Here is a 19,988-nt window from a genome sequence, read left to right on the forward strand (position 1 = left end):
GAGAAATACAAGGAACTTAACTAAACTGTGTAGAAATAGGTGATAGAGAGAAGTTTGAAAAGTGAACTGATACCGAAGTCAACTGCTTGCAAAGAGTAACAAATAGGAGATAACAGCAAAAAGGGGAAAGGATGGGGTGGATGAAGTGGTTAGTTTATCTAGTATTAGCAGTCTTTCTTGCTGGGTGTTCCAGTGAAGCTACAAACGGTACATTGAACGATAAGAACTTAAAACTTCAAGATCATCCGAAAGGGGCTTATCCTAGATATTATGATCAAGTATCTAAAGAAGAAGCGGAAAAAGCCTTGCCATTTCCATTAAAAGTTCCTAGTAAACTGCCGTTTAAAGTTGTATTATCCACATACCAAATTTCAGATTGGGGTGAAAAGAGAAATATTCTGCTAGATACCGTTTATTATCCGACACAAGAGGGGCAAAATGTTTATTTGGCTTACCGTGTCTCAAATTTTCTTCCCAAAACAGACAAGTTAGAGACGAAGGATAAAGTTAAGCTAAAAGACGGAACAAAAGCGTATTTCTCTGGAAGTAATGATCTGCCAATGATCGCCTGGAAAAAAGATGGATTGTATCATAAGATGGAATACTTAATGAAAGAAGGAACAGACAGAAAAGCTGAAAAACAGAAGCTATTAGAGGCTGCTAGTTCTGTTTATAAATAACAAGAAGCTGACTCGAAATCGTGGATACACGGTTGCCTGAGCGGCTTTTTCTATTAATTAAAGAAGATTTTTAATGAAATATGATAATATGATTCAAAGGAGGGGTTTAATTTGCAAAATTTGGCCTTCGAATCTGCATGGGATAGGACTTTAGCCCATCAAGACCGATCAGAAATAGAACGAGTTTTTTCGAGATTAGATCATGATCAAAAAGTGGGACAGCAGGCTGTGATTTTGAAGACAGCCTTTAATCATAAAGAAGAATTTTTAGTGACTGTATTAGTCAATAACTATTCAAAGGAACCCTTTTCGCTGGAAGGCAAAAAAGTGGTATATAACGAAGGCGGCGAACTTATAAGCGAGATGAAGTCTCAATATGTACTTGAGATTCCAGCACAAACGAGTATGCCTTGGACGTTTATATTTCCAGCTGCAGCTTTAAAGAAAATGCCATCAAAAGAGTTTGGGGAACTAATCATCAATTAAAGTGGGGGAACGTTTTGAGAACGATTATTTGGTTTGTTTATTTTTGGGCAGTTTTACTGAAGTTAATACCATCATTAAATCGTGTAAAGAAGCTGCATAAAGCGGGTAATATCGGAGAGCGTGATCAATTAGTAGATAAAAAAGTGAAAGAATGGTCGACATCGCTTGTGAAGCTGAGCGGTTCTAAAATCACAGTGAGTGGAGAAGAAAATATTCCAAAAGACACGGCTGTTCTTTTTGTGAGTAATCACCAAGGTAATTTTGATATTCCGATTTTGTTAGGCTATATACAAAAGCCAAAAGCTTTCATTTCTAAGATTGAAGTAAAGAAAATGCCTTTTATCGGCACATGGATGGAGCACTTGAACTGCTTGTTTATGGATCGCAAAAATGTTAGGCAGTCGGTGAAAGCGATAAATGAAGGTGCGAAATTGCTAAAGAACGGAACATCTCTTGTTATTTTTCCTGAAGGAACAAGAAGTAAAGGTGATAACATGGCTGAGTTTAAAGCAGGCAGTTTTAAATTGGCCACTAAGTCGGGTGTTCCAATCATTCCAGTCTCAATTAACGGTTCTTATAAAATCATGGAGCAGCAGGGATTCTGGATTAAACCAGCAGACGTTCATATTACCGTTTATCCACCAGTCTATCCAGAGCAATTAGAAGCTAAAGAACTGGCCCACATGACAGAACAAATTATAAAAGATGGCGTTAAGAAAGCAGTATCCTAAAGGATAGTCCCTTTTATCTAGGATAAAGCCTATACGAGATACACTGAAATTTGGTATTATTGGGATAGAAGGTAATAATTTCTAGGAGGAATACCATGACCGGAACAATTTCAGTCATTATGATTTTCTTGATTCCCATTATCGCCATCGTATTAGGACATTTTCAATCGCAAACAAAGTTAAAACATAAGATGTTAAAAGACGAGCTAGAGCTTGAACGTTTAAAGCATGATAACTATGTGATTGAGACGCAGAAGATGAGGCTTGAGCTTGAACAGATGAAGTTGATTGACGCAAGTGATAAAAAAGAATCCGTATAAAAAGAACGTTAGTCAAACCCCATTTCAAATTATTTTGAGATGGGGTTTGTTCTTTTTTTTTGTTCACCCTTTCATTGGTAAGTTAATTGGAGTGAAGGATGTGAGTCTCCTACAGTAACACCTCACTTTCCGCTCACTGGTGGAAACTTACGACATCTTTGATAAAATAAAAGCTTTTTCTAAAGGATTGTTGCTTTTGTCTTTTCTATTCTCATCATTTGCAAGTTGATTGAAGCGTAAGGTGGCGAGACTCCTACGAGACGAGCGGTCAGGTGGAGACTCCTAAAGGCGCAAAGCGGCAGGAGGCTCACCGCACGCCCCGTGGAAAGCGAGCAGCCTGGAGCGCAGATCAACCACTTCCAAGAGCAACAAAGTTTGAGAAAACAGCCTTTATGATGATTCAATCGTAAGAGAAGGAGTTTTCTATTCTAGGCACTTTCTCAATTCCTAGGCATATGATGGTTGCAATAAGTCTGAAGGGATTGAATACAGTGCAGAATACTGTCATTACGCAATCACAAGGTTCGGAATTCATTCTTGCTGGAATAAAAAGAGAAAGTTCACTAATTGATTGTTATAAACGCTTAGCAAATGTGGCACCAGATCAGAATCACAAGAACAATATTTCTCATGCATTAGAATATAAAAGGTCGTGTTTGAGATATTTTACAGATTTGTACACCTCTTTAACAGGAAAACAACCTGAGTACGAACGAAATGATGTTGAGTTCCAAAGTTACGAAGAGGGATTGCAAAAAACGTATCAAGCAGAGGTAGAGGGCTGCCAGATCTATCAAAACAACTATTATCGCTGTAACCATCCTTATGTGCAGCAAGCGTTATTACAAGCTGCTCACCAAAAAAGAGTATATGCAGAACGACTAGGATGGTTAAAAAAGCGTATTCCTATTGAATTAAGAGATTATGGCGGTAATCCGTTTGTTGTGAACATTGAGGAAGCTACTAAACAAAATAAAACATATCGTACAGCTTTATGGACAGGAGATAAATTGCAAGTGACTCTAATGAGTATAGGAGTAGGGGATGATATTGGATTAGAAGTTCATCCTACAACCGATCAATTCCTGAGGATAGAAGAAGGGCAAGGAATTGTTCAGATGGGAGACAGTCCAGATAACTTAGACTATGTAGTTCAGGCTTATGATGACTTTGCAATCATGATACCTGCAGGGAAATGGCACAACCTAACTAATACAGGCAATAAACCGATTAAACTTTACGCTATTTACGCTCCGCCAGAGCATCCATTTGGCACTGTGCATGAAACAAAAGCGATCGCTATGGCAGCAGAAGCAGAAGAATAGTAATATTTATCGAATTACGGTGAAAATCCTTACTTTATCTACAAGCTAAAAGCCTCTCGCGATGAGAGGCTTTTTTAGCTTTATCTGTAATTAATGAATTGAACATCGATTGGCAGATTTGCTTCATTAACAAGGGCGATGATCTGCTGAAGGTCGTCTCTGCTCTTTGCTGTTACACGAACTTGATCATCTTGCACTTGGCTTTTTACTTTTAAACCAGAGTTTTTGATCAGCGTGTTAATTTTTTTCGCGTTGTCTTTATCGATGCCTGTTACAAGTTTAGCGCGCTGACGAACTGTTCCGCCTGATGCTTGCTCGATCTTGCTGTAATCCAGGTTTTTTGTTGGTACTCCGCGTTTGATCAGCTTTGTAATAAGAACATCTTTTAGCTGCTCAAGCTTGTACTCATCATCGGAAACTAATACGAGTTCTTCACTTGATTTATCAAGTGTGATCTCACTTTTGCTTCCTTTAAAGTCATAGCGTGTTGTAATTTCTTTTGTTGCGATATTAATCGCATTGTCGACCTCTGATAGATCTACTTGTGAAACGATATCAAATGAACTTTCTTTAGCCATTTTGTGAAACCTCCTGACGTTTACTTCGTTTATATAGTTACAGTATAAATACATTGCGGTTATGTTTCCAGTTTGTACACATTCTTTTCCTTGGAAACGGGTACAAAAGTAATAATGTATGTTAAAATGAAGGCTGGAAAATTCACAGAATGTTTTAACCACTAGGAGGAGTACTTTGTGCTTCATTACAAAACGTACACACACGAAAAGAATCATCAATGGGTGATTTTTGTCCATGGAGCAGGGGGCAGTTCATCCATTTGGTATAAACAGTTAAGAGAATTTAAGCAGCACTTTAACATTTTGCTCGTTGATCTCAGAGGTCATGGCAAATCACAATCCGATAAATTTTTATTAAAAAAATATTCGTTTAAAGAAGTCAGCCTGGATGTGCTAGAGGTAATGGATCATCTTAAAATCCAAAAAGCGCATTTCGTAGGTATTTCTTTGGGAACGATTCTAATCCAAACAATCGCAGAACTCTCCCCTGAACGAGTGGCTACTATGACGCTTGGCGGAGCGGTGACGAAGATGAATTTCCGTTCACGATTCCTAATCGCGATGGGCAATCTCTGTAAATCATTTATTCCTTACATGTGGCTGTACAGCTTGTTTGCTTGGGTTATTATGCCGAAGAAAAGACATGAAGCTTCTCGTTCTTTGTTTATTGGAGAAGCCAAAAAGCTTTGTCAAAAAGAATTTAAGCGCTGGTTTAAACTAACGCTAAAAATAAACCCATTTTTACAAAGCTTGCGTAAGAAAGAAATTCCGATTCCAACCCTATATATCATGGGTGAGGAAGATTATATGTTTTTACCGCCAATTCAGGCGTTTATTGATAAGAAAAAGCATTCAAAGCTTTTGACGATCAAGGATTGCGGACATGTATGCAATGTGGATCAGCCAGATATTTTTAACAAGAATTCGATTGAATTTATAAAAAGACAAATTGCCGCAGCACCAAATGCGTCATAATAAAAAGGAAGTCTCCGTTGTGGGACTTCCTTTTTCGTTCGGTTATAAACTTACAGCTCTAGCGATTGTAAATAATCGTGAAGCGGGATGGAACCCTTTTGTAATCAAGTCTTTAATAATGGTTGCGCCTAGCATGCTATAGACCGTTCCGTTACCGCCAAAGCCTAAACAATAATATTCACCAAGACGGTTAGGGTGCTCCCCGATATACGGCAAACCATCGTGTGATTCTCCGAAGGTCGCACACCATGTGTGGGAAATCTTTGGTGAGAGATCAGGGAAATGTTCTCTCACTTTTTCAAGGATACGCTCACCGCGTTCTTCAATAATTCCTTCATTTAATGGTGCTTCTGCTTTATCTTCATCCAAACCGCCAGCAACAATTCTTCCGTCTCTTGTAGTCCTCATATAAAGATAAGGACGTTTCGTTTCCCAGATCATCCACTCTTTGTACCACGTTTTTAAGGAAGGAAGCGGCTCAGTTACGATGGCATACGAACGGTTTAAGTCTGCTCCCAATTGTTGAGCAAGAAAGTCATTTTCATAACCGGTCGCAAAAATAATATAACGAGCTGAAATGGTGCCTTTTTCAGATTCACATGTAAACCCATGAACGGTTTTGGTTTTGCGGATAAGCGGTGTTTGTTCATAGATTCTGACTCCTGCGGCAGCCGCATCTTTTAACATGATCTGAACACATTTATACGGATTCACATCTGCATCTCCGCTTGTTACGAGAGCAGCAGGTTTTGAAAAAGGAAACCTCGAAGAAATCTCTGAGGGCTCTAAATATTCAACGGGAAAATCATACTTCTTTAATACCTCATATTCACGTACAAGCTTTGATACGTCTTCATTTGAGCTGGCAAAGTACAAGCTTTTTTGTGGCCGAAATTCTGGATCCTCCGAGAGTTCAGACACAACCTTGTCTAAATCTTTCATAGCGGTCTGACAAAGCTGGTAAAAGTAAACGGCATCCTGTTCTCCTTGCTGTTCAATCAGTTCGTGAAGCATTTTGTCACTGGAGAATTGCAGAAGTCCTGTATTTGCTGAGGAGCTGCCTGAGCCGGGATGTCTTCTATCAATTAATACAACATCTAATTCTTTTTCCTGGCTCAATACATGAGCACAGAGAGCGCCAGCCATGCCACCGCCAACAATTAATACGTCACACGAAATATTTTCTTCAAGTTCTGGATATTGAGTGGTATTTTTATACGTTTCAGGCCAGTACAAATGACCATTGTGTAGATTCATATTTACTCCTCCTCGTCTTCCATTCATTCCCCGGAAAGACGTGAAAGAAACGCATGAAAGGAAATATTTATCAAATAAATAGTATTAGATAAACGCCTTCAAGAAAAAAGAGCTGCTTTACCCAATTGGGTTAAGCAGCTCTTTATTTATTATGGTAAGTTCGTTACCTTGTCTTCATCTTTTACGATCAATAACATCTTACCCATGTCGAGCTTTCTTTCGTACTGATCCGCCTCAACGTCAGATAACCCCATTTCAGTCATCTTTTTGCGGAGCTCGTCACCTCTGGAATCAAATACGTTGCTGAGGGCCGTGCCGAGTCCTTCTTCTTTTAGGCCGATCGTATTAACATCCGCGTCGTGTGCAAGATCTTTCGTGTCATCTTTTTCGTGGGATAATACATACAGGTTGTCTTCGTGAATCCCTTGCGCCTTCAATTCATTTGCAGCTGCAATCAATTCTTGTTGGGAGTTGAATTCATGTACGATTGGTTTAACCATTTACTATCCTCTCCTTTATACGAAGTTATAGTGTATATTCACGGAATTAGGCAGCATTAAACTTCCTTTTTCACTAGATCACCGGGAGGAAAGTACTAAATTTCCTCATTCGTATAGTTTCTCTAGGTACTACCTCCTCTTTTTATAGGAATATAATGTTTTTACACCAATTTTACGAATATCCTCTATCTTTTTACAATTCAAAATATATAATTTTAACTGTTGAGTTTTTTACAAAATGAAATGATAGGGGAGTATTTCAGATGAAAAAAACACTTTCAGCCTTAGCGCTGTCACTAGCATTAACACCGATGGGGACAGCAGTCCATGCATACGAGTATTCAACTAAAAAGCAAAACGGACCATTTCTTGACGTTCAGTTGTTGGGTGTAAACGACTTTCATGGCCAGATTGATATCACACGTAATGTGGCAGGTCAGTCAGCAGGGCGTGCGGATTATCTAGCAAGCTACATAATGCAAAGAGAAGCTGAGAACGAGAATACACTTTTGGTTCATGCTGGTGATATGGTAGGAGCGAGTTCGCCAACGTCTGCATTGCTGCAGGATGAGCCGACAGTTGAGATCATGAACGAGATGGGATTTGACGTAGGAACACTAGGAAATCATGAATTTGATGAAGGCGTAGATGAGATGATGCGCCTGATCAATGGCGGAACTCATGCGAAAACAGGTGAATTTGAAGGAGCAAACTTCCCATATGTGGCTGCTAATGTAATAGATAAAGAGACAAAGAAACATATTCTTCCTCCATACACGATTAAAAAGGTGAAGGGTGTAAATATCGGATTTATCGGAGTTGTTTTTTCTGATACTCCAGACATTGTTATTCCAAGCGGCACAGCTGGGGTAGAGTTTACGGACGAAGCAGAAGCGATTAATAAAGCTGCTAAGGAACTTAAGAAAAAGGGTGTAAAAGCAATGGTCGTGCTTGCTCATAACCCGATCGAACAAGCGACCACTGGGGAAGTTTCTGGTGAATTAGTAGATATGGCAAACAGTGTTGATGATGAAATTGATGTTATGTTTGGCGCGCACAATCATAGAAACGTAAATGCTGTAGTAGATAATAAGTTACTTGTACAAGCCTATTCATACGGAACGGCATTTGCTGATGTAGATTTAAAGATTGACCGCCGCACAAAAGACATTGTAGAAAAGAAAGCGGAAGTGGTAACAACGTTCCAAAGCGCTGTAACTCCTGATGCAAAGGTTACGGAAATCATTAAGCGAGCAGAAGAACAAGTGGCTCCTATTATTAATGAAGTAGTCGGTAACGCAGATAAGTTATTATCAGGCGTAGATGCATATAGCGGAGAATCCGAGTTAGGAAATGTAATTGCTGATTCTATGACAGAGCAAACAGGAACGGACTTTGCCTTTATGAATCCAGGAGGAATTCGTGATGTGATCAATCCAGGTGAAGTAACATGGGGAGAACTCTTCAATGTTCAGCCTTTTGGGAATGACCTGGTGACAATGACGTTAACTGGTGAACAGATCAAAGAACTTTTTGAATCCCAATGGTCAACGGGGCGTGAAAAGATGCTTCAGATCTCTGGATTAAAAGCTACCTTTGATATGTCTAAACCAGTTGGACAAAGAACGGTCTCCATGGTTAAAGCAGACGGTACACCGATTGATGCTGCTGCAGAATATACTGTTACGGTAAACAACTTTATGGCAGGCGGCGGTGACGGCTACACGGTTTTATTACAAGGCAAAAATCAGACGATCAACATCACTGATTTAGACGCGTTAGTCAATTACTTTAAAAAACGTGAGACAGTAACAGCACAAATAGAAGGACGCATCGTAAAGATTAATCCATAATAAAAAAAGGCAAAGCGGGTAAGATTCGCTTTGCCTTTTCTTTCTATTTTCCACGTTCTACAAGATCAAGTCTTCCTGTGGCTGGGTCAATAACGAGACCATGTACTTTAATATCTTCAGGAAGCAGAGGATGGTTTCTCACAAGCTCCACGCTGTTTCTGACGGAATCTTCCACACTGTCAAAACCTTGAACCCATTTCTTTAAATCAAGTCCTGAATATTTTAATGTGTCAAATGTCGTTTCTTCTATGCCGCGGTCTTTCATCTTAGCGAGCAATCCCTCAGCGTTTACATTGCTCATGCCACAGTCATAGTGACCGATGACCATTACTTCCTCAGCTTTTAGTTCATAGATAGCTACAAGAATACTTCTCATAATAGAGCCAAATGGGTGAGAGATAACCGCACCTGCGGACTTAACAACTTTTACATCCCCGTTCTTAATGTTCATTGCACTAGGCAGTAATTCTGTTAAACGTGTATCCATACAAGACACAATGACGAGCCCTTTGTCAGGAAATTTAGTAGTTTGAAAAGGCTCATATTCTTTGTTTTCAACAAATTGGTGATTGAATTCTAAGATTTCGTTAAGTACGGACATGATTCTCCTCCTTGTTTCTACAGAAAATAATTAGACAATGAAAAGATTTAGAAGTATACGTCTTTTTCTATCATATTCAGCTTAAACTCGCTAACATATTCACTTCTACATTAACTATTATACAAAAAAGTGAGCTCAATCTGCTCTTTTTTGTATATGAAGCGCTTGTTTTGTTGATAGAAACTCTAAAACAAAAGCACATTGTGACAAACATTTTAGTAAAAGGTACGTATAATCGCAAGTAACACCACATAAATTGGTAAGTTCGAAAGGAGGAAGGATCATAGGGTCAACTTGCCATTAAAGTAGGTTTAAATAGATCGGAACAAATAATCGAAAATTTGAAAGGGGTAGGGAAGATGGAAGTTATGACGTATGTCCTTTGGGTTCTGCTGTTAATGGGGTCGGTTATGAAGAATTACATGGTTGCAGTGTCAATGCCGAAAACAGGACAAGTTGTGATGGCGAATGCATTAGCGTCTAATTCGTTCTCGTATGCTGAAGTGAGTGGCAAGATTGCAGCTGATTTTGAACGTGCGATTGCGGGCACATTCAACAAGCAGAATTTCTGTTGGGTAGATACGTCATAGCATTTAGAACGCATTATTGATATGAGCAGTTAATGATGTGCAATGATAAGAGACTGTCATTTAAAGGGGGACGTTTATTAGAGATAAAATCTGTATCTATTTTCGCATTCACTATCATGCTGGCGGCCTGGATCACCGTACGTGTGCTAGTGAATGAGGGTTATCGAGCGGAATTTGGAGCGGAAGAGACAGCTTATTTGAAGCTGTCTTTTTGTTCGTTATTTTATTTATGTGCAGGCGTTTGATAGAATAAGAAAAAAAGATAATTGTGGTGAATGTAATGAATATACCAGTAAGTCAGTTTGCGAAGAAAATAGAAAAACATGTAGCAGAAATGAAACAGCTGAGTGAAAATTCTCCTAAGCTGCGTGAACACGTTTCAGCGATCCAAACGTTGTGCGAGTTAATGCTGGAGGCGGAAGAGGACAACTCAGCTGGTGTAAAAGAATGGGTACCGTCTCATCCTGTGCAAAAACCGGCAAGCATGATGACAGCACCATCAGCAAAACCCCATAAAAAGTCGATGATGGATTTTGATATGGACTATGATGATGACGATCAAGACGCAAAAGATGGCAATGGAGACTCTATTTTTGATTTTTAAAATGTAGTTGATGGAAAACCTGCTCTTTTTGAGTGGGTTTTTCTTCTTAATTGTAGTTTGTAATGCACGTAGGTCCAGTTGAGGAATTATAGAAGCAGTGATTCCAGAAGTTTTGCAAATAATCCCGCGAAATATAGGTGTAATCCCGCGAGATTGAACTAGAATCCCGGGGAGTTTACCCCATATTTCTGCGAGTCGCTACATGCGGGGAAGAATTTACAGCATTACACACAAAAAAAACAGCGCCTAGTCAGCACTGTTATATCGATACGTATGTGTTTCTATGTTCCATTCTTTCATCTCTGCGTTTTGCAATTTCAATTTTTTCGTTAATCTTTTTATTAGAAAAATAAACGGCAGCGGCTGTTGCGATAAGGCTTAGAGCAGCTAAACCAATCATTGTATATATCATAGTAATAATAAGTTCCATTGTGTTGTTCCTCCCTTATTAGTTTCTGTCTTGTTTTTTGTATTCCACTATAAAATTTATTTAAACCTCTTTTTTGTATAGGCCAAATGAATCAAAATGAAAATATGAGAATGGAATGATGGTAAAAATTCCTCCTTCGTTTTATAATAAATTTACGAACATACGTTCTGTTTTGTTCGATATAAAATGAGGGGTGAACGGAATATGAATGGTGCAAGTGAATGGTTAAACCTTGTCAATCTCCTCGGAAATGTGGGCTTTCCCATTGTCATTGCTGGGTATTTGCTTTTTCAGTTTGAAAAGAGGATTCAGAGTCTTGAAGGAATCATAAGAGAACTTCACTCAGAATTGGTGGAGAAGGAGGAGCTTGAAAGGAAGATCGATCAATATGTCCGCTTGCTGGACAGCGAACGTCAGCCGAAGAAACGTTAACGTTCGCTTTTTTTATCATGGACAACCCGTCCGCCAAAATCTTTACAATCCTGTGGCATTCTTTTGTATCCGCATATTTCAGTGGTAAGATAAAAGAAAAACAGGAGTGGAAAACTATGAAGCTTTTTCTTATATTAGGAGCGATTCATGCCATGCTTGCTGTCATGCTGGGAGCATTCGGTGCACATGCGCTTGAGGCGAAATTAACAGCACGCAATATGCTGAATGTGTACCAAACAGGGGTTCAATATCATATGTATCATGCACTGGCATTGCTGGCAGTAGGCATTTTACTAGGAAAGTGGCCGGCATCGTCTTTATTAACTGGAGCAGGTTGGTCGTTCTTTATCGGGATTTTATTGTTCTCTGGAAGTCTTTACGCACTCTCAAACACAGGCATGAAGTTTTTCGGCCCAATCACACCGCTTGGTGGCGTAGCGTTTATTGTAGGCTGGATCTTGCTGATCATTGCGGTAGTAAAAGCATAATAAAAAGGCGCTCTTAAATTAGGGCGCCTTAATCTTTTGATTGCCTGAACCAGACATGAATGACGTTCTATCAACGCGGGCTGTATTGAGAGAGCTGTCCGGATTGCTGCTGCGTGCCGAACGGATAGCTATAGTTGATCTCCTCATCAAACGTAACATAGTTCACGTATACCATTAACAGTAAATAACGCTTTCCGGTCTGCGGATCACTTAAGATAATGTGGTCACGCCCTGCTGCTTCAATGACCCCCTTAAAAACTTTCGCGTTCCATTTTTCGTTATTTTCAAACGTCATATAGACGGTTGCGACTTTTCCTTTGTTCATACGTAAAATATTTTCAATGTACGATTGCTCAAGCGGAAGCTGACCTGGTGCACCTATGTCAGGCAGAGGGCCGCCACCCATTCCAGGCGCCTGCTGGCTTTGGGCCATATCCTGAGGGACGCCCATTCCGGCCATACCACCCATAGAGCCACCCATCATGCCGCCCATTCCATTCATACCATTCATTCCATTCATTCCATTTTGCTGCCGATAATACTCCTGGCCATACGGATTAAAGTTGTTCATCAACAAACCTCCCTAAAAGGTGTTAAACACATTTGGACAATCGCTTTGTCTCGGTTGATAAAAACAGTGTGCCTTAAAGCTTCCTGCACGCGGTTGATTGTACCAAGTCGCAGGACAAGGACCGCTTGGATCAAAAAACCATAAAGAATTTTTAGCTGGATGAAAACGCTGGCCGTTAATGACTCTTCTGGCTAATCTTCTTTCATTCTCACGCGCACCTTGATAAAAGTATCCTTTGATGGTGGCTTCAAATCCCCCTGGCCTCTGAAATACCATCTGCTGCATCGTTCGGATATTTTTAAAATCAAGGCAGTTAGAGCGAATGCGGTTCACGCCGGTATTGCCAACGAGCAGCATGCCTTGATCGCCTTCACCTTCCGCCTCAGCACGTATAAGTCGTGCAAGCAGATCGATATCCTTATTGGTCGCTTTAATGACTGCCACTTGCCTTCCCCCTCTATGTGTTGATTCATGGTGTACAAGCAGGGAAACAGAACATTCGATATATGTGTATGAGCTGTTTTAGGAAACTAGACCAATAACGGGATGAAAGTTTCATGCTTTGGAGACTTTTATGAGGGGGTGGTGATAAATTGCTTCTAATCAGCAATGAAAGGGTCGTAGAGTGGAAGGAATGTTCTTGTGGAAAGAACATTATGGATTGATGTTTAAATGGGGCGGCCGCTAGCAATTAATTTCACGGTAATCCATTTTTTATTCACGGTAGTATGCATAATTTCACGGATAAAGTTAATAAATTCACGGATAAAAAAATTTATTGAAGTTTCGACAAAAATAAAAAAGTGACTCGTCATAAAAACGAGTCACCTCAATCTACTTACACTTGTAAATAAGCAGGCATTGCTTCTTTTGTCAGGATGTTTCCAACATAGAAAGATCCGAACTCGCCGTAGCGTGCACTTACTTCGTCAAAGCGCATTTCGTATACTAACTTCTTAAATTGAAGCATGTCGTTTGAGAACAGCGTTACGCCCCATTCCCAATCGTCAAAGCCGACTGATCCAGTGATGATCTGCTTCACTTTCCCTGCATAGCCGCGGCCGATCATGCCGTGGGAGTACATCATCTTCTTGCGCTCTTCCATCGGCAGCATGTACCAGTTATCGTCACCATCACGGCGCTTGTCCATCGGATAGAAACATACATGCTTCCATTTTGGCAGTTCAGGGAAAAGACGAGCTTTAATCATCGGATCCATCTCGCCGCTCTCGTTTTGAGGGTTGTACGTACTAAGCTCAACAACAGAAACGTAAGAGTATTCTTTTACTGTATATTGTGCGAAAGCTGTTTTGTTAAATGCGTTCTCGATCTCGTTCAGTTCTTCCATCGTCGGACGAAGAAGCATCATCATGAAATCAGCTTTTTGCCCCATGATGCTGTAAAGAGCATGACTGCCGGCTTTGTTTGCTTCTACGTTCTCCCACTTTTCAAGGAACGTTAAAAATTCATTGATTGCATATTCTCTCTGGTCACTCGTAAGCGTTTTCCAAGCGGCCCAGTCCATCGTACGGAAATCATGAAGGCAATACCAGCCTTCTAGTGTAATCGCTGCTTCACTCATCATTTATTCACTCCTTGCTAGATATAAACACGTCCCTACAAATATACCATAAGTAGGGACGAATCCAAAAAGGGGGATTAGCTGTATTGGCGAAGCAACTGCTCAATCTTAGTTTTAACACCAGCAGGATTTCGAAGCTCGCTGCGTGTAAGTGTGAGGCGCACTTTCGTTTCGTCAAGATCCATTGCCTCTGACAGCATACCGAACAACCCTTTTCCTTTTTTATCAATTTCAAGTAAAAGCTCGATGCTGTCTGTTTGCGGAACCATGATTACTTCTAGCTCATCAAGCTTTCCTGCATATGCTCCTGAAGTCGGAACATACTCGAACTCTTGTAAAAACGGAAGTCTGCGGCGCATATAACGTGGTGCAGAACCGCAGTATGCTTTTCGGAGGCGGAATCCAAGCTGTTCAATCGCATCAAAGATCGCAGACGTTTCGGCATCAGGCAGCACACGAATCTGATCGTTGTCAGTGGGATCCACAGCCATCTGAATATCAAGTCCTGTTTTGATCCAAACAGGAGTATGTCCGAGAGTTAACGGTGCATCATATGGAAGTTTAAGAGAGAAAGGAATCTCTTGCTGGCTACCTGCTTTTACAACAAGGGAGCTCGTAACAGTCGTTTTCTCGATCGCCGCTGTTTCGCGTACTTTTTTATCATCTATTTCACGATAGTATTCTGTCATTACATAAAGAGTAATGTGATCGATGTTTTGATCGACCTTGCCACCTTCAATTTTTATTTTTCCTGTAATGTTTTCACCAGGTGAGTAAGTATCTTTATCTAAGATTGTGTCTACCTTTGCTGATCCAATTCCTACTGAAGCTAACATGCGGTTTACAAAAGACATGTAAATTCCTCCTCCAAATTTTTCTATCAATTGTACGGAAGAGGAGTTAAAAAGATTCATGTGCAAATAAAAAACTTTCTCCCGATTTGGAAGAAAGTTTGTATCGTTCTAGGCGATCATTTTTCTACAAGCGTCTGCACATCTGAAACATGCCTTTGCACACTCCTGACAATGCTCGTGATCGTGCTGTTTACATTCATTACCGCAAGCTTCACAAACTTTTGCGCATAGTTCACAGATTTCTTTAATGAATGGGCTGTTGCGCGCCATCATCTCTGCAGCATAACTGCAAATATCAGAGCATTCACGGTCAAGTCTGATACAATCCGCCATCATCTTAACGTCTTCTTCTTTTAAACAAGCATCATAGCAATGGTTGCACGCTTGCATACAGCGCAGGCATTCATCGATACACTCTTGAAACGTTTGGTTCATTTCTGAAAAACCTCCTACTAATCGATTTTAGTAAACTGTTTCCCCTGAGTCGTAGTTGTAAACATGCGGGGTACAGACGTTGAAAAATTCAAAATATAAGAACTTCTTCTATCAAGCGCTTACAACTGCATGGGTAGGTTTAAAAGGTGTAAAAAAAGGAGTAACCTAATAGGGAATGCAAAAAGTAGAGTATTTATAGGAAATAGGAGGCAAAATCATGAGTGATCTTTTTATAGATTTAAAAAACAGAGTTCAATCCGCAAATCCGGTTATCGTTTTTCCTGAAGGAACGGATGAAAGAATTCTAGAGGCAGCTAGCCGTCTAGCATCTGAAAAGGTATTGCAGCCTATTTTAGTAGGAAACCCTGCTGACGTGACAGCAAAAGCACAAGCGGGTAACTTCTCTTTAGATGGAGTACAAGTGCTGAATCCTGCTGAATACGGCGAGTTCGACGCATTAGTTGATGCACTAGTTGAACGCCGTAAAGGGAAAACAACAGAAGAGCAAGCACGCAAAATTTTGTTGGATGAAAATTACTTCGGAACAATGCTTGTTTACACAGGGAAAGCTCACGGACTTGTGAGTGGTGCAGCACATTCTACAGCTGACACGGTTCGTCCGGCGCTTCAAATCATCAAAACCAAAGAAGGCGTGAAGAAAACATCTGGTGCGTTCATCATGGTTCGTGGCGACGAGAAATATGTGTTCGCTGACTGCGCGATCAACATTTCTCCAAGCAGCCAAGACTTAGCGGAATCTGCGATGGTTTCTGCTGAAACAGCTCGCGTATTCGGAATTGACCCGAAAGTAGCACTTCTTTCATTCTCTACAAAAGGCTCTGCGGTTTCACCAGAGACTGAAAAAGTGGTAGAAGCATTGGAAGTTCTGAAAGGAATGAACCCAGACTTTCCTTATGACGGAGAGCTTCAGTTCGACGCAGCGTTCGTACCGTCAGTTGCAGCGAAAAAAGCACCAGAATCACCAATCAAAGGGGAAGCGAACGTATTTATTTTCCCAAGCCTTGAAACAGGAAACATCGGATACAAGATGGTTCAGCGCTTAGGCGGTTTTGAAGCGATTGGACCGATCCTTCAAGGATTAAACATGCCTGTAAACGATCTTTCCCGTGGCTGTAATTCAGAAGACGTTTATAAATTAGCATTGATTACAGCGATGCAAGCACTGTAAGTTTGTAAAATAGGTGAAGCCAGCTCTGTGCAGCTGGCTTTTTTGTATGGAAAATGCAGGCGGCTTGGCCAGTCTGCTGTTAAAAATACACCATCACATAAAAATGGAGTCACATCACATAAAAAAGGACCGTTATCACATAAAAAAATAGGGAGATCACATAAAAATAGCCATTCATCACATAAAAATAAATTTCAGGTTCTATCTTGTACACCTCAAAAAGACACCGTCACTTATAGTGACAGTGCCTTCTCATTTCGATCCCACATTCGTTTTATGTTACCTGGAAGCAGCTCGCTTTCCTCCACCGAAAGCTGACCGCTGTAAAAAAGCTCGCTATTTTTGTGCAGTACACTCAGTAAGGAGGCGTGAATTTCAGGAACTGTCACAGGGCGTCCAAGCAGTTCCGCTAAGCTTGCCATAACATCTGGCTCAATCACCGGGTACTGGAACTTTGTCTCCAATCCTGCTAAACCGCGCTTATAAAACTCTCCGATCAACGCCGCACGCTCTGAACCGCTGCCGTCCACGCAAAGGTAGATCTGTACAGCGACCCCGCCACGCATACGCCGCTGGGAGATTCCCGCAAATTTTTTTCCGCCAATACTTAGATCATAACTTCCCGGGCAATAAGAACCTACGATCTCATACGCTTCAAACGCTGCATCATAAGGCGCAAGAAGCTCGCCAACAAGTGCCGTCATCGTGTCGTACCCTTGATTGATGTCGATCGTTCCTTCTTTTTCAGGAAGAATGAGTGAAATGTTCAGCACGCCGCTGTCAAGCACCACGGCAAGCCCACCAGAATTTCTCACGATTACGCGATAACCCCGAGACTCTAGAAAATCAATCCCTTCCCTTAGATGAGGCAGGCGTGTATCCTGTATGCCGAGGACGATCGTGTCATGGTGAACCCATGTGCGAGCTGTTGCCGGTGAATCACCGCTTCCGATCGATGTGCAAAGAGTGTCATCGGTCGCAAAAGACTGCCGCGCATCAAACGACGGTCCAAGGGAAGACTGGTCGATCAGCCGCCAGACCGGCTGGCTCAGTAAATGATCCGCCATTACAATTTCTCCGCCACAATAATAAAGGACTTTGGAATGCCGTGGTCGAGTTCATCCGGGTGTGGTTCTTCGACGAGCTGTTTGATCCAGAGTCCTGCCGAGCCGATCGCGGTAACAATCTCGCCTAGCGTCCACTGGCGAATTTGTACTTGGAACGGTGCACGCTCTTCTGATGTTGCGTACTGCAGCTCAGGCAAGAACTTAGAATAGGCCACGTCTGTCGTTACAAGTTCTTCGCTAAAGTAATCCCCCGAAACTTTATGCTTTCGAACCGATTGGCTTTTGCCTTGAGATTCTATGAGTTTTGTAGAAACGGGGTGGAAGTCTTGCAGGATGAGTGTTCCGCCCTTTTTCAAAAGACCTGCCACTACCGCAAAGTATTCGTTCAGATCAGCAAAATAGTGAAGAATGCCGTTTTCCATAAACGCCATATCGTAATCTGCAGTCATTTCCGATTCCGGCAGATTCAAAATATCCTCTACCACATAGCGGACATCAACATTAGCAGCCTTAGCCAGTTCACTCGCATAAGCTGCGTTCGATTCCGAAATATCGATTACGGTAACATCTGCTCCGAGTAAAGAGAGTGCTACTGCTTTACTGCCATGAGAACCTAAGAGGTTCACAACTTTTTTGTCCGAAACTTCGCCAATGTACTGATTCAGTGGCTGAAGCCGGCGCTTAGGATCTTTTGTGATACGCGAAACTGCTTTTTCCGGCGTGCCAAAGCGGTTTACCCAAGCGGTATAAGAGCTGTTGCTCCATGCTTGTCCGTTTCTAATTCTACGTTCTTGATCCATGATTTGTTCCTCCTGAAATCTATATAAAATCTATCATTTCCGTATTAAGCCTTATCTAGTATAACTCAAATCAGAAGGGTAAGAAAATGGTGGATGCCGGTTATCTTTTACCGATATATATAAAGACCGGCTAGAAAAAAATAGTGGTTGTTTTCAAAGTTATGAACACGATACAATAGGGTATATTCTATTAAATACAACACGACTTTTTGTACAGAAAATACCTTCTCGACGGAATGATTGAGGAAGGGATTTTTCTTTTTTACGAGAACTCTTACCTATAAATGCTGTAGAGAGGGAGCAGGAAAAATTCAATGGCCAAACCATTAGGAAAGTTGCACGAAGAGAAAGTGTTTAAAGATCCTGTGCATCGATACATTCATGTGCGTGATGAGCTGATCTGGCGTCTGATCGGCACTCGCGAGTTTCAAAGACTGCGAAGAATTCGTCAGCTTGGGACGACATACTTAACATTTCATGGAGCAGAACATAGCCGTTTTAGCCACTCTCTTGGTGTTTATGAGATTACGAGGCGGATCATTGATATTTTTCAAGAAAAACAAACGTGGGATCCTGAGCAGCGCCTGCTTGTTCTATCCGCGGCCCTTTTGCATGATGTTGGACACGGTCCATTCTCACACTCCTTTGAAAAAGTGTTCGGGGTCGATCATGAGGAGTTCAGCAGAGATATTATTTTAGGAGATACAGAAGTTCATAACGTCCTTTTGCAGATGGGTGTTGATTTTCCGAAGCAGGTTGCAGAAGTGATCGCGAAAACACACAGCGATAAACTGATCGTCAGCTTGATCTCAAGCCAGATTGATGCAGACCGAATGGATTATCTTTTACGAGATGCTTATTTTACTGGCGTAAGCTACGGCAACTTTGACATTGAGCGGATTCTTCGTGTGATGCGCCCTACTGAAGAGGGTGTTGTCATTAAATCGAGCGGAATGCATGCGGTGGAAGACTACATAATGAGCCGCTACCAAATGTACTGGCAAGTTTATTTTCATCCTGTAACGCGCAGTGCTGAAGTGATTTTAAGTAAAATTCTTCACCGAGCGAAGGAACTTTATGAAACAGGGTATACATTTAAGAGAGAGCTCTCTCACTTTAAAACGCTGTTTGAAGGCGATGTTTCACTTCACGATTATATTTCGCTGGATGAAGGTGTTATTCATTATTACTTCCAAGGATGGATGGAAGAAGAGGATGCTATCCTTAGCGATTTATGTCAGCGATTTATTGATCGGAAATTATTTAAATATACCGAAATGGTCTCGTTTACGGATGGACATTTGCTGTCGGGTTATTTTACAGAAGCCGGCATCAATCCGAAATATTATTTAGTAGTGGATTCATCGTCAGATCTGCCATACGATTTTTACCGTCCTGGTGAAAAAGAAGAGCGTCTGCCGATCAACCTATTAAAACCAAACGGCGATATTCGCGAGCTATCCCGCGAATCCGATGTCGTTGAAGCGATTTCAGGAAAACGCCGTACAGATCATAAGCTGTATTTTCCGCTTGATCTCATTGAAGCGATTGAGGATGAAACGCTTAAAAGTAAAATTAAAGAGATTTTGAATAGATAATCAAGTGCAAATGTTGTTTAGGACGCGATTTAATATTTTTAT

At 41.0% G+C, this 19,988-nt stretch carries 27 protein-coding genes; 15 read left to right on the forward strand and 12 right to left on the reverse strand.

Annotated elements, in window-relative coordinates; translation table 11 throughout:
• Positions 1–140: 140 nt before the first annotated feature.
• From QUF49_RS01330 to QUF49_RS01355, 6 genes are all read left to right on the forward strand, one after another.
• A complete protein-coding gene (locus QUF49_RS01330; RefSeq protein WP_289493962.1) occupies positions 141–680 on the forward strand; it encodes a hypothetical protein in 540 nt (179 codons plus the stop codon).
• Between the two features lie 111 nt (positions 681–791).
• Complete coding sequence (locus QUF49_RS01335) at positions 792–1,166, forward strand: SLAP domain-containing protein (RefSeq protein ID WP_289493963.1); 375 nt, start codon at positions 792–794, stop codon at positions 1,164–1,166.
• 14 nt (positions 1,167–1,180) lie between these two features.
• Positions 1,181–1,897 (forward strand): lysophospholipid acyltransferase family protein, encoded by a 717-nt coding sequence (locus QUF49_RS01340; protein ID WP_289493964.1) that lies wholly within the window; start codon positions 1,181–1,183, stop codon positions 1,895–1,897.
• 95 nt (positions 1,898–1,992) lie between these two features.
• Positions 1,993–2,217 (forward strand): hypothetical protein, encoded by a 225-nt coding sequence (locus QUF49_RS01345; protein ID WP_289493965.1) that lies wholly within the window; start codon positions 1,993–1,995, stop codon positions 2,215–2,217.
• Positions 2,218–2,489: 272 nt separating this feature from the next.
• Positions 2,490–2,627 (forward strand): hypothetical protein, encoded by a 138-nt coding sequence (locus QUF49_RS01350; RefSeq protein WP_289493966.1) that lies wholly within the window; start codon positions 2,490–2,492, stop codon positions 2,625–2,627.
• 45 nt (positions 2,628–2,672) lie between these two features.
• A complete protein-coding gene (locus QUF49_RS01355) occupies positions 2,673–3,542 on the forward strand; it encodes a cupin domain-containing protein (protein WP_289493967.1) in 870 nt (289 codons plus the stop codon).
• 80 nt (positions 3,543–3,622) lie between these two features.
• Here the strand turns inward: QUF49_RS01355 and QUF49_RS01360 are convergent, their stop codons facing one another.
• Positions 3,623–4,120, reverse strand: a complete 498-nt coding sequence (locus QUF49_RS01360; protein WP_289493968.1) for a YajQ family cyclic di-GMP-binding protein — start codon at positions 4,118–4,120, stop codon at positions 3,623–3,625.
• Positions 4,121–4,297: 177 nt separating this feature from the next.
• Between QUF49_RS01360 and QUF49_RS01365 the strand changes: the two genes are divergently transcribed.
• Complete coding sequence (locus QUF49_RS01365; RefSeq protein ID WP_289493969.1) at positions 4,298–5,095, forward strand: alpha/beta fold hydrolase; 798 nt, start codon at positions 4,298–4,300, stop codon at positions 5,093–5,095.
• Positions 5,096–5,137: 42 nt separating this feature from the next.
• Here the strand turns inward: QUF49_RS01365 and QUF49_RS01370 are convergent, their stop codons facing one another.
• Together QUF49_RS01370 and QUF49_RS01375 are read right to left on the reverse strand one after the other, a co-directional pair.
• The gene (locus tag QUF49_RS01370) at positions 5,138–6,352 is read right to left on the reverse strand and encodes an NAD(P)/FAD-dependent oxidoreductase (RefSeq protein ID WP_289493970.1); all 1,215 of its coding nucleotides are present in this window, start codon (positions 6,350–6,352) and stop codon (positions 5,138–5,140) included.
• A gap of 149 nt (positions 6,353–6,501) precedes the next feature.
• Complete coding sequence (locus tag QUF49_RS01375) at positions 6,502–6,852, reverse strand: general stress protein (protein WP_289493971.1); 351 nt, start codon at positions 6,850–6,852, stop codon at positions 6,502–6,504.
• A 263-nt stretch (positions 6,853–7,115) separates the two neighbouring features.
• Between QUF49_RS01375 and QUF49_RS01380 the strand changes: the two genes are divergently transcribed.
• Positions 7,116–8,705 (forward strand): bifunctional metallophosphatase/5'-nucleotidase, encoded by a 1,590-nt coding sequence (locus tag QUF49_RS01380; RefSeq protein WP_289493972.1) that lies wholly within the window; start codon positions 7,116–7,118, stop codon positions 8,703–8,705.
• Positions 8,706–8,748: 43 nt separating this feature from the next.
• Here QUF49_RS01380 and QUF49_RS01385 read toward each other — a convergent pair whose 3' ends face one another.
• Entirely contained in the window at positions 8,749–9,306 is a 558-nt protein-coding gene (locus QUF49_RS01385) for a beta-class carbonic anhydrase (protein ID WP_289493973.1), read from the reverse strand.
• A 359-nt stretch (positions 9,307–9,665) separates the two neighbouring features.
• On the opposite strand from QUF49_RS01385, the gene QUF49_RS01390 reads away from it, so the two are divergent.
• The 3 genes from QUF49_RS01390 to QUF49_RS01400 are packed head-to-tail and all read left to right on the forward strand — an operon-like array spanning position 9,666 to position 10,500.
• Positions 9,666–9,896 carry a hypothetical protein gene (locus QUF49_RS01390; protein WP_289493974.1) on the forward strand — a complete coding sequence of 77 codons (231 nt, stop codon included), beginning with the start codon at positions 9,666–9,668 and terminating at the stop codon, positions 9,894–9,896.
• Between the two features lie 32 nt (positions 9,897–9,928).
• Positions 9,929–10,141 carry a hypothetical protein gene (locus tag QUF49_RS01395; protein WP_289493975.1) on the forward strand — a complete coding sequence of 71 codons (213 nt, stop codon included), beginning with the start codon at positions 9,929–9,931 and terminating at the stop codon, positions 10,139–10,141.
• A gap of 35 nt (positions 10,142–10,176) precedes the next feature.
• A complete protein-coding gene (locus QUF49_RS01400; protein ID WP_289493976.1) occupies positions 10,177–10,500 on the forward strand; it encodes a YwdI family protein in 324 nt (107 codons plus the stop codon).
• A gap of 259 nt (positions 10,501–10,759) precedes the next feature.
• Here QUF49_RS01400 and QUF49_RS01405 read toward each other — a convergent pair whose 3' ends face one another.
• Positions 10,760–10,930: a hypothetical protein gene (locus QUF49_RS01405; protein ID WP_289493977.1), complete on the reverse strand. Its 171-nt coding sequence runs from the start codon at positions 10,928–10,930 to the stop codon at positions 10,760–10,762.
• Positions 10,931–11,134: 204 nt separating this feature from the next.
• Between QUF49_RS01405 and QUF49_RS01410 the strand changes: the two genes are divergently transcribed.
• A complete protein-coding gene (locus tag QUF49_RS01410) occupies positions 11,135–11,362 on the forward strand; it encodes a YvrJ family protein (RefSeq protein WP_066244574.1) in 228 nt (75 codons plus the stop codon).
• Positions 11,363–11,478: 116 nt separating this feature from the next.
• Positions 11,479–11,850: a DUF423 domain-containing protein gene (locus tag QUF49_RS01415; RefSeq protein WP_289493978.1), complete on the forward strand. Its 372-nt coding sequence runs from the start codon at positions 11,479–11,481 to the stop codon at positions 11,848–11,850.
• A gap of 70 nt (positions 11,851–11,920) precedes the next feature.
• Here QUF49_RS01415 and gerQ read toward each other — a convergent pair whose 3' ends face one another.
• The 5 genes from gerQ to QUF49_RS01440 all read right to left on the reverse strand — a co-directional run bounded on the left by gerQ (position 11,921) and on the right by QUF49_RS01440 (position 15,292).
• Entirely contained in the window at positions 11,921–12,421 is a 501-nt protein-coding gene (gene gerQ / locus QUF49_RS01420; RefSeq protein ID WP_289493979.1) for a spore coat protein GerQ, read from the reverse strand.
• Positions 12,422–12,433: 12 nt separating this feature from the next.
• Positions 12,434–12,865: a cell wall hydrolase gene (locus QUF49_RS01425; protein WP_289493980.1), complete on the reverse strand. Its 432-nt coding sequence runs from the start codon at positions 12,863–12,865 to the stop codon at positions 12,434–12,436.
• Positions 12,866–13,259: 394 nt separating this feature from the next.
• The gene (gene hemQ, locus QUF49_RS01430) at positions 13,260–14,003 is read right to left on the reverse strand and encodes a hydrogen peroxide-dependent heme synthase (protein WP_289497559.1); all 744 of its coding nucleotides are present in this window, start codon (positions 14,001–14,003) and stop codon (positions 13,260–13,262) included.
• Between the two features lie 77 nt (positions 14,004–14,080).
• Positions 14,081–14,857 (reverse strand): sporulation protein, encoded by a 777-nt coding sequence (locus tag QUF49_RS01435; RefSeq protein WP_289493981.1) that lies wholly within the window; start codon positions 14,855–14,857, stop codon positions 14,081–14,083.
• A gap of 108 nt (positions 14,858–14,965) precedes the next feature.
• Positions 14,966–15,292, reverse strand: coding sequence for a four-helix bundle copper-binding protein (locus tag QUF49_RS01440; protein ID WP_289493982.1), 327 nt, complete (start codon positions 15,290–15,292; stop codon positions 14,966–14,968).
• 217 nt (positions 15,293–15,509) lie between these two features.
• On the opposite strand from QUF49_RS01440, the gene pta reads away from it, so the two are divergent.
• The gene (pta, locus tag QUF49_RS01445) at positions 15,510–16,481 is read left to right on the forward strand and encodes a phosphate acetyltransferase (protein ID WP_289493983.1); all 972 of its coding nucleotides are present in this window, start codon (positions 15,510–15,512) and stop codon (positions 16,479–16,481) included.
• Positions 16,482–16,714: 233 nt separating this feature from the next.
• On the opposite strand, the gene QUF49_RS01450 is transcribed toward pta, so the two are convergent.
• Both QUF49_RS01450 and QUF49_RS01455 read right to left on the reverse strand, forming a co-directional pair.
• Complete coding sequence (locus tag QUF49_RS01450) at positions 16,715–17,548, reverse strand: lipoate--protein ligase family protein (protein WP_289493984.1); 834 nt, start codon at positions 17,546–17,548, stop codon at positions 16,715–16,717.
• Positions 17,548–18,348, reverse strand: a complete 801-nt coding sequence (locus QUF49_RS01455; RefSeq protein WP_289493985.1) for a class I SAM-dependent methyltransferase — start codon at positions 18,346–18,348, stop codon at positions 17,548–17,550. The genes QUF49_RS01450 and QUF49_RS01455 overlap by 1 nt, the downstream gene beginning before the upstream one ends.
• A 314-nt stretch (positions 18,349–18,662) precedes the next feature.
• On the opposite strand from QUF49_RS01455, the gene QUF49_RS01460 reads away from it, so the two are divergent.
• Positions 18,663–19,946, forward strand: a complete 1,284-nt coding sequence (locus QUF49_RS01460; protein WP_289493986.1) for an HD domain-containing protein — start codon at positions 18,663–18,665, stop codon at positions 19,944–19,946.
• The last annotated feature ends 42 nt before the right edge of the window (positions 19,947–19,988 follow it).

It is taken from the genome of Fictibacillus sp. b24 (assembly GCF_030348825.1).
Classification (GTDB): Bacteria; Bacillota; Bacilli; order Bacillales; family Fictibacillaceae; genus Fictibacillus.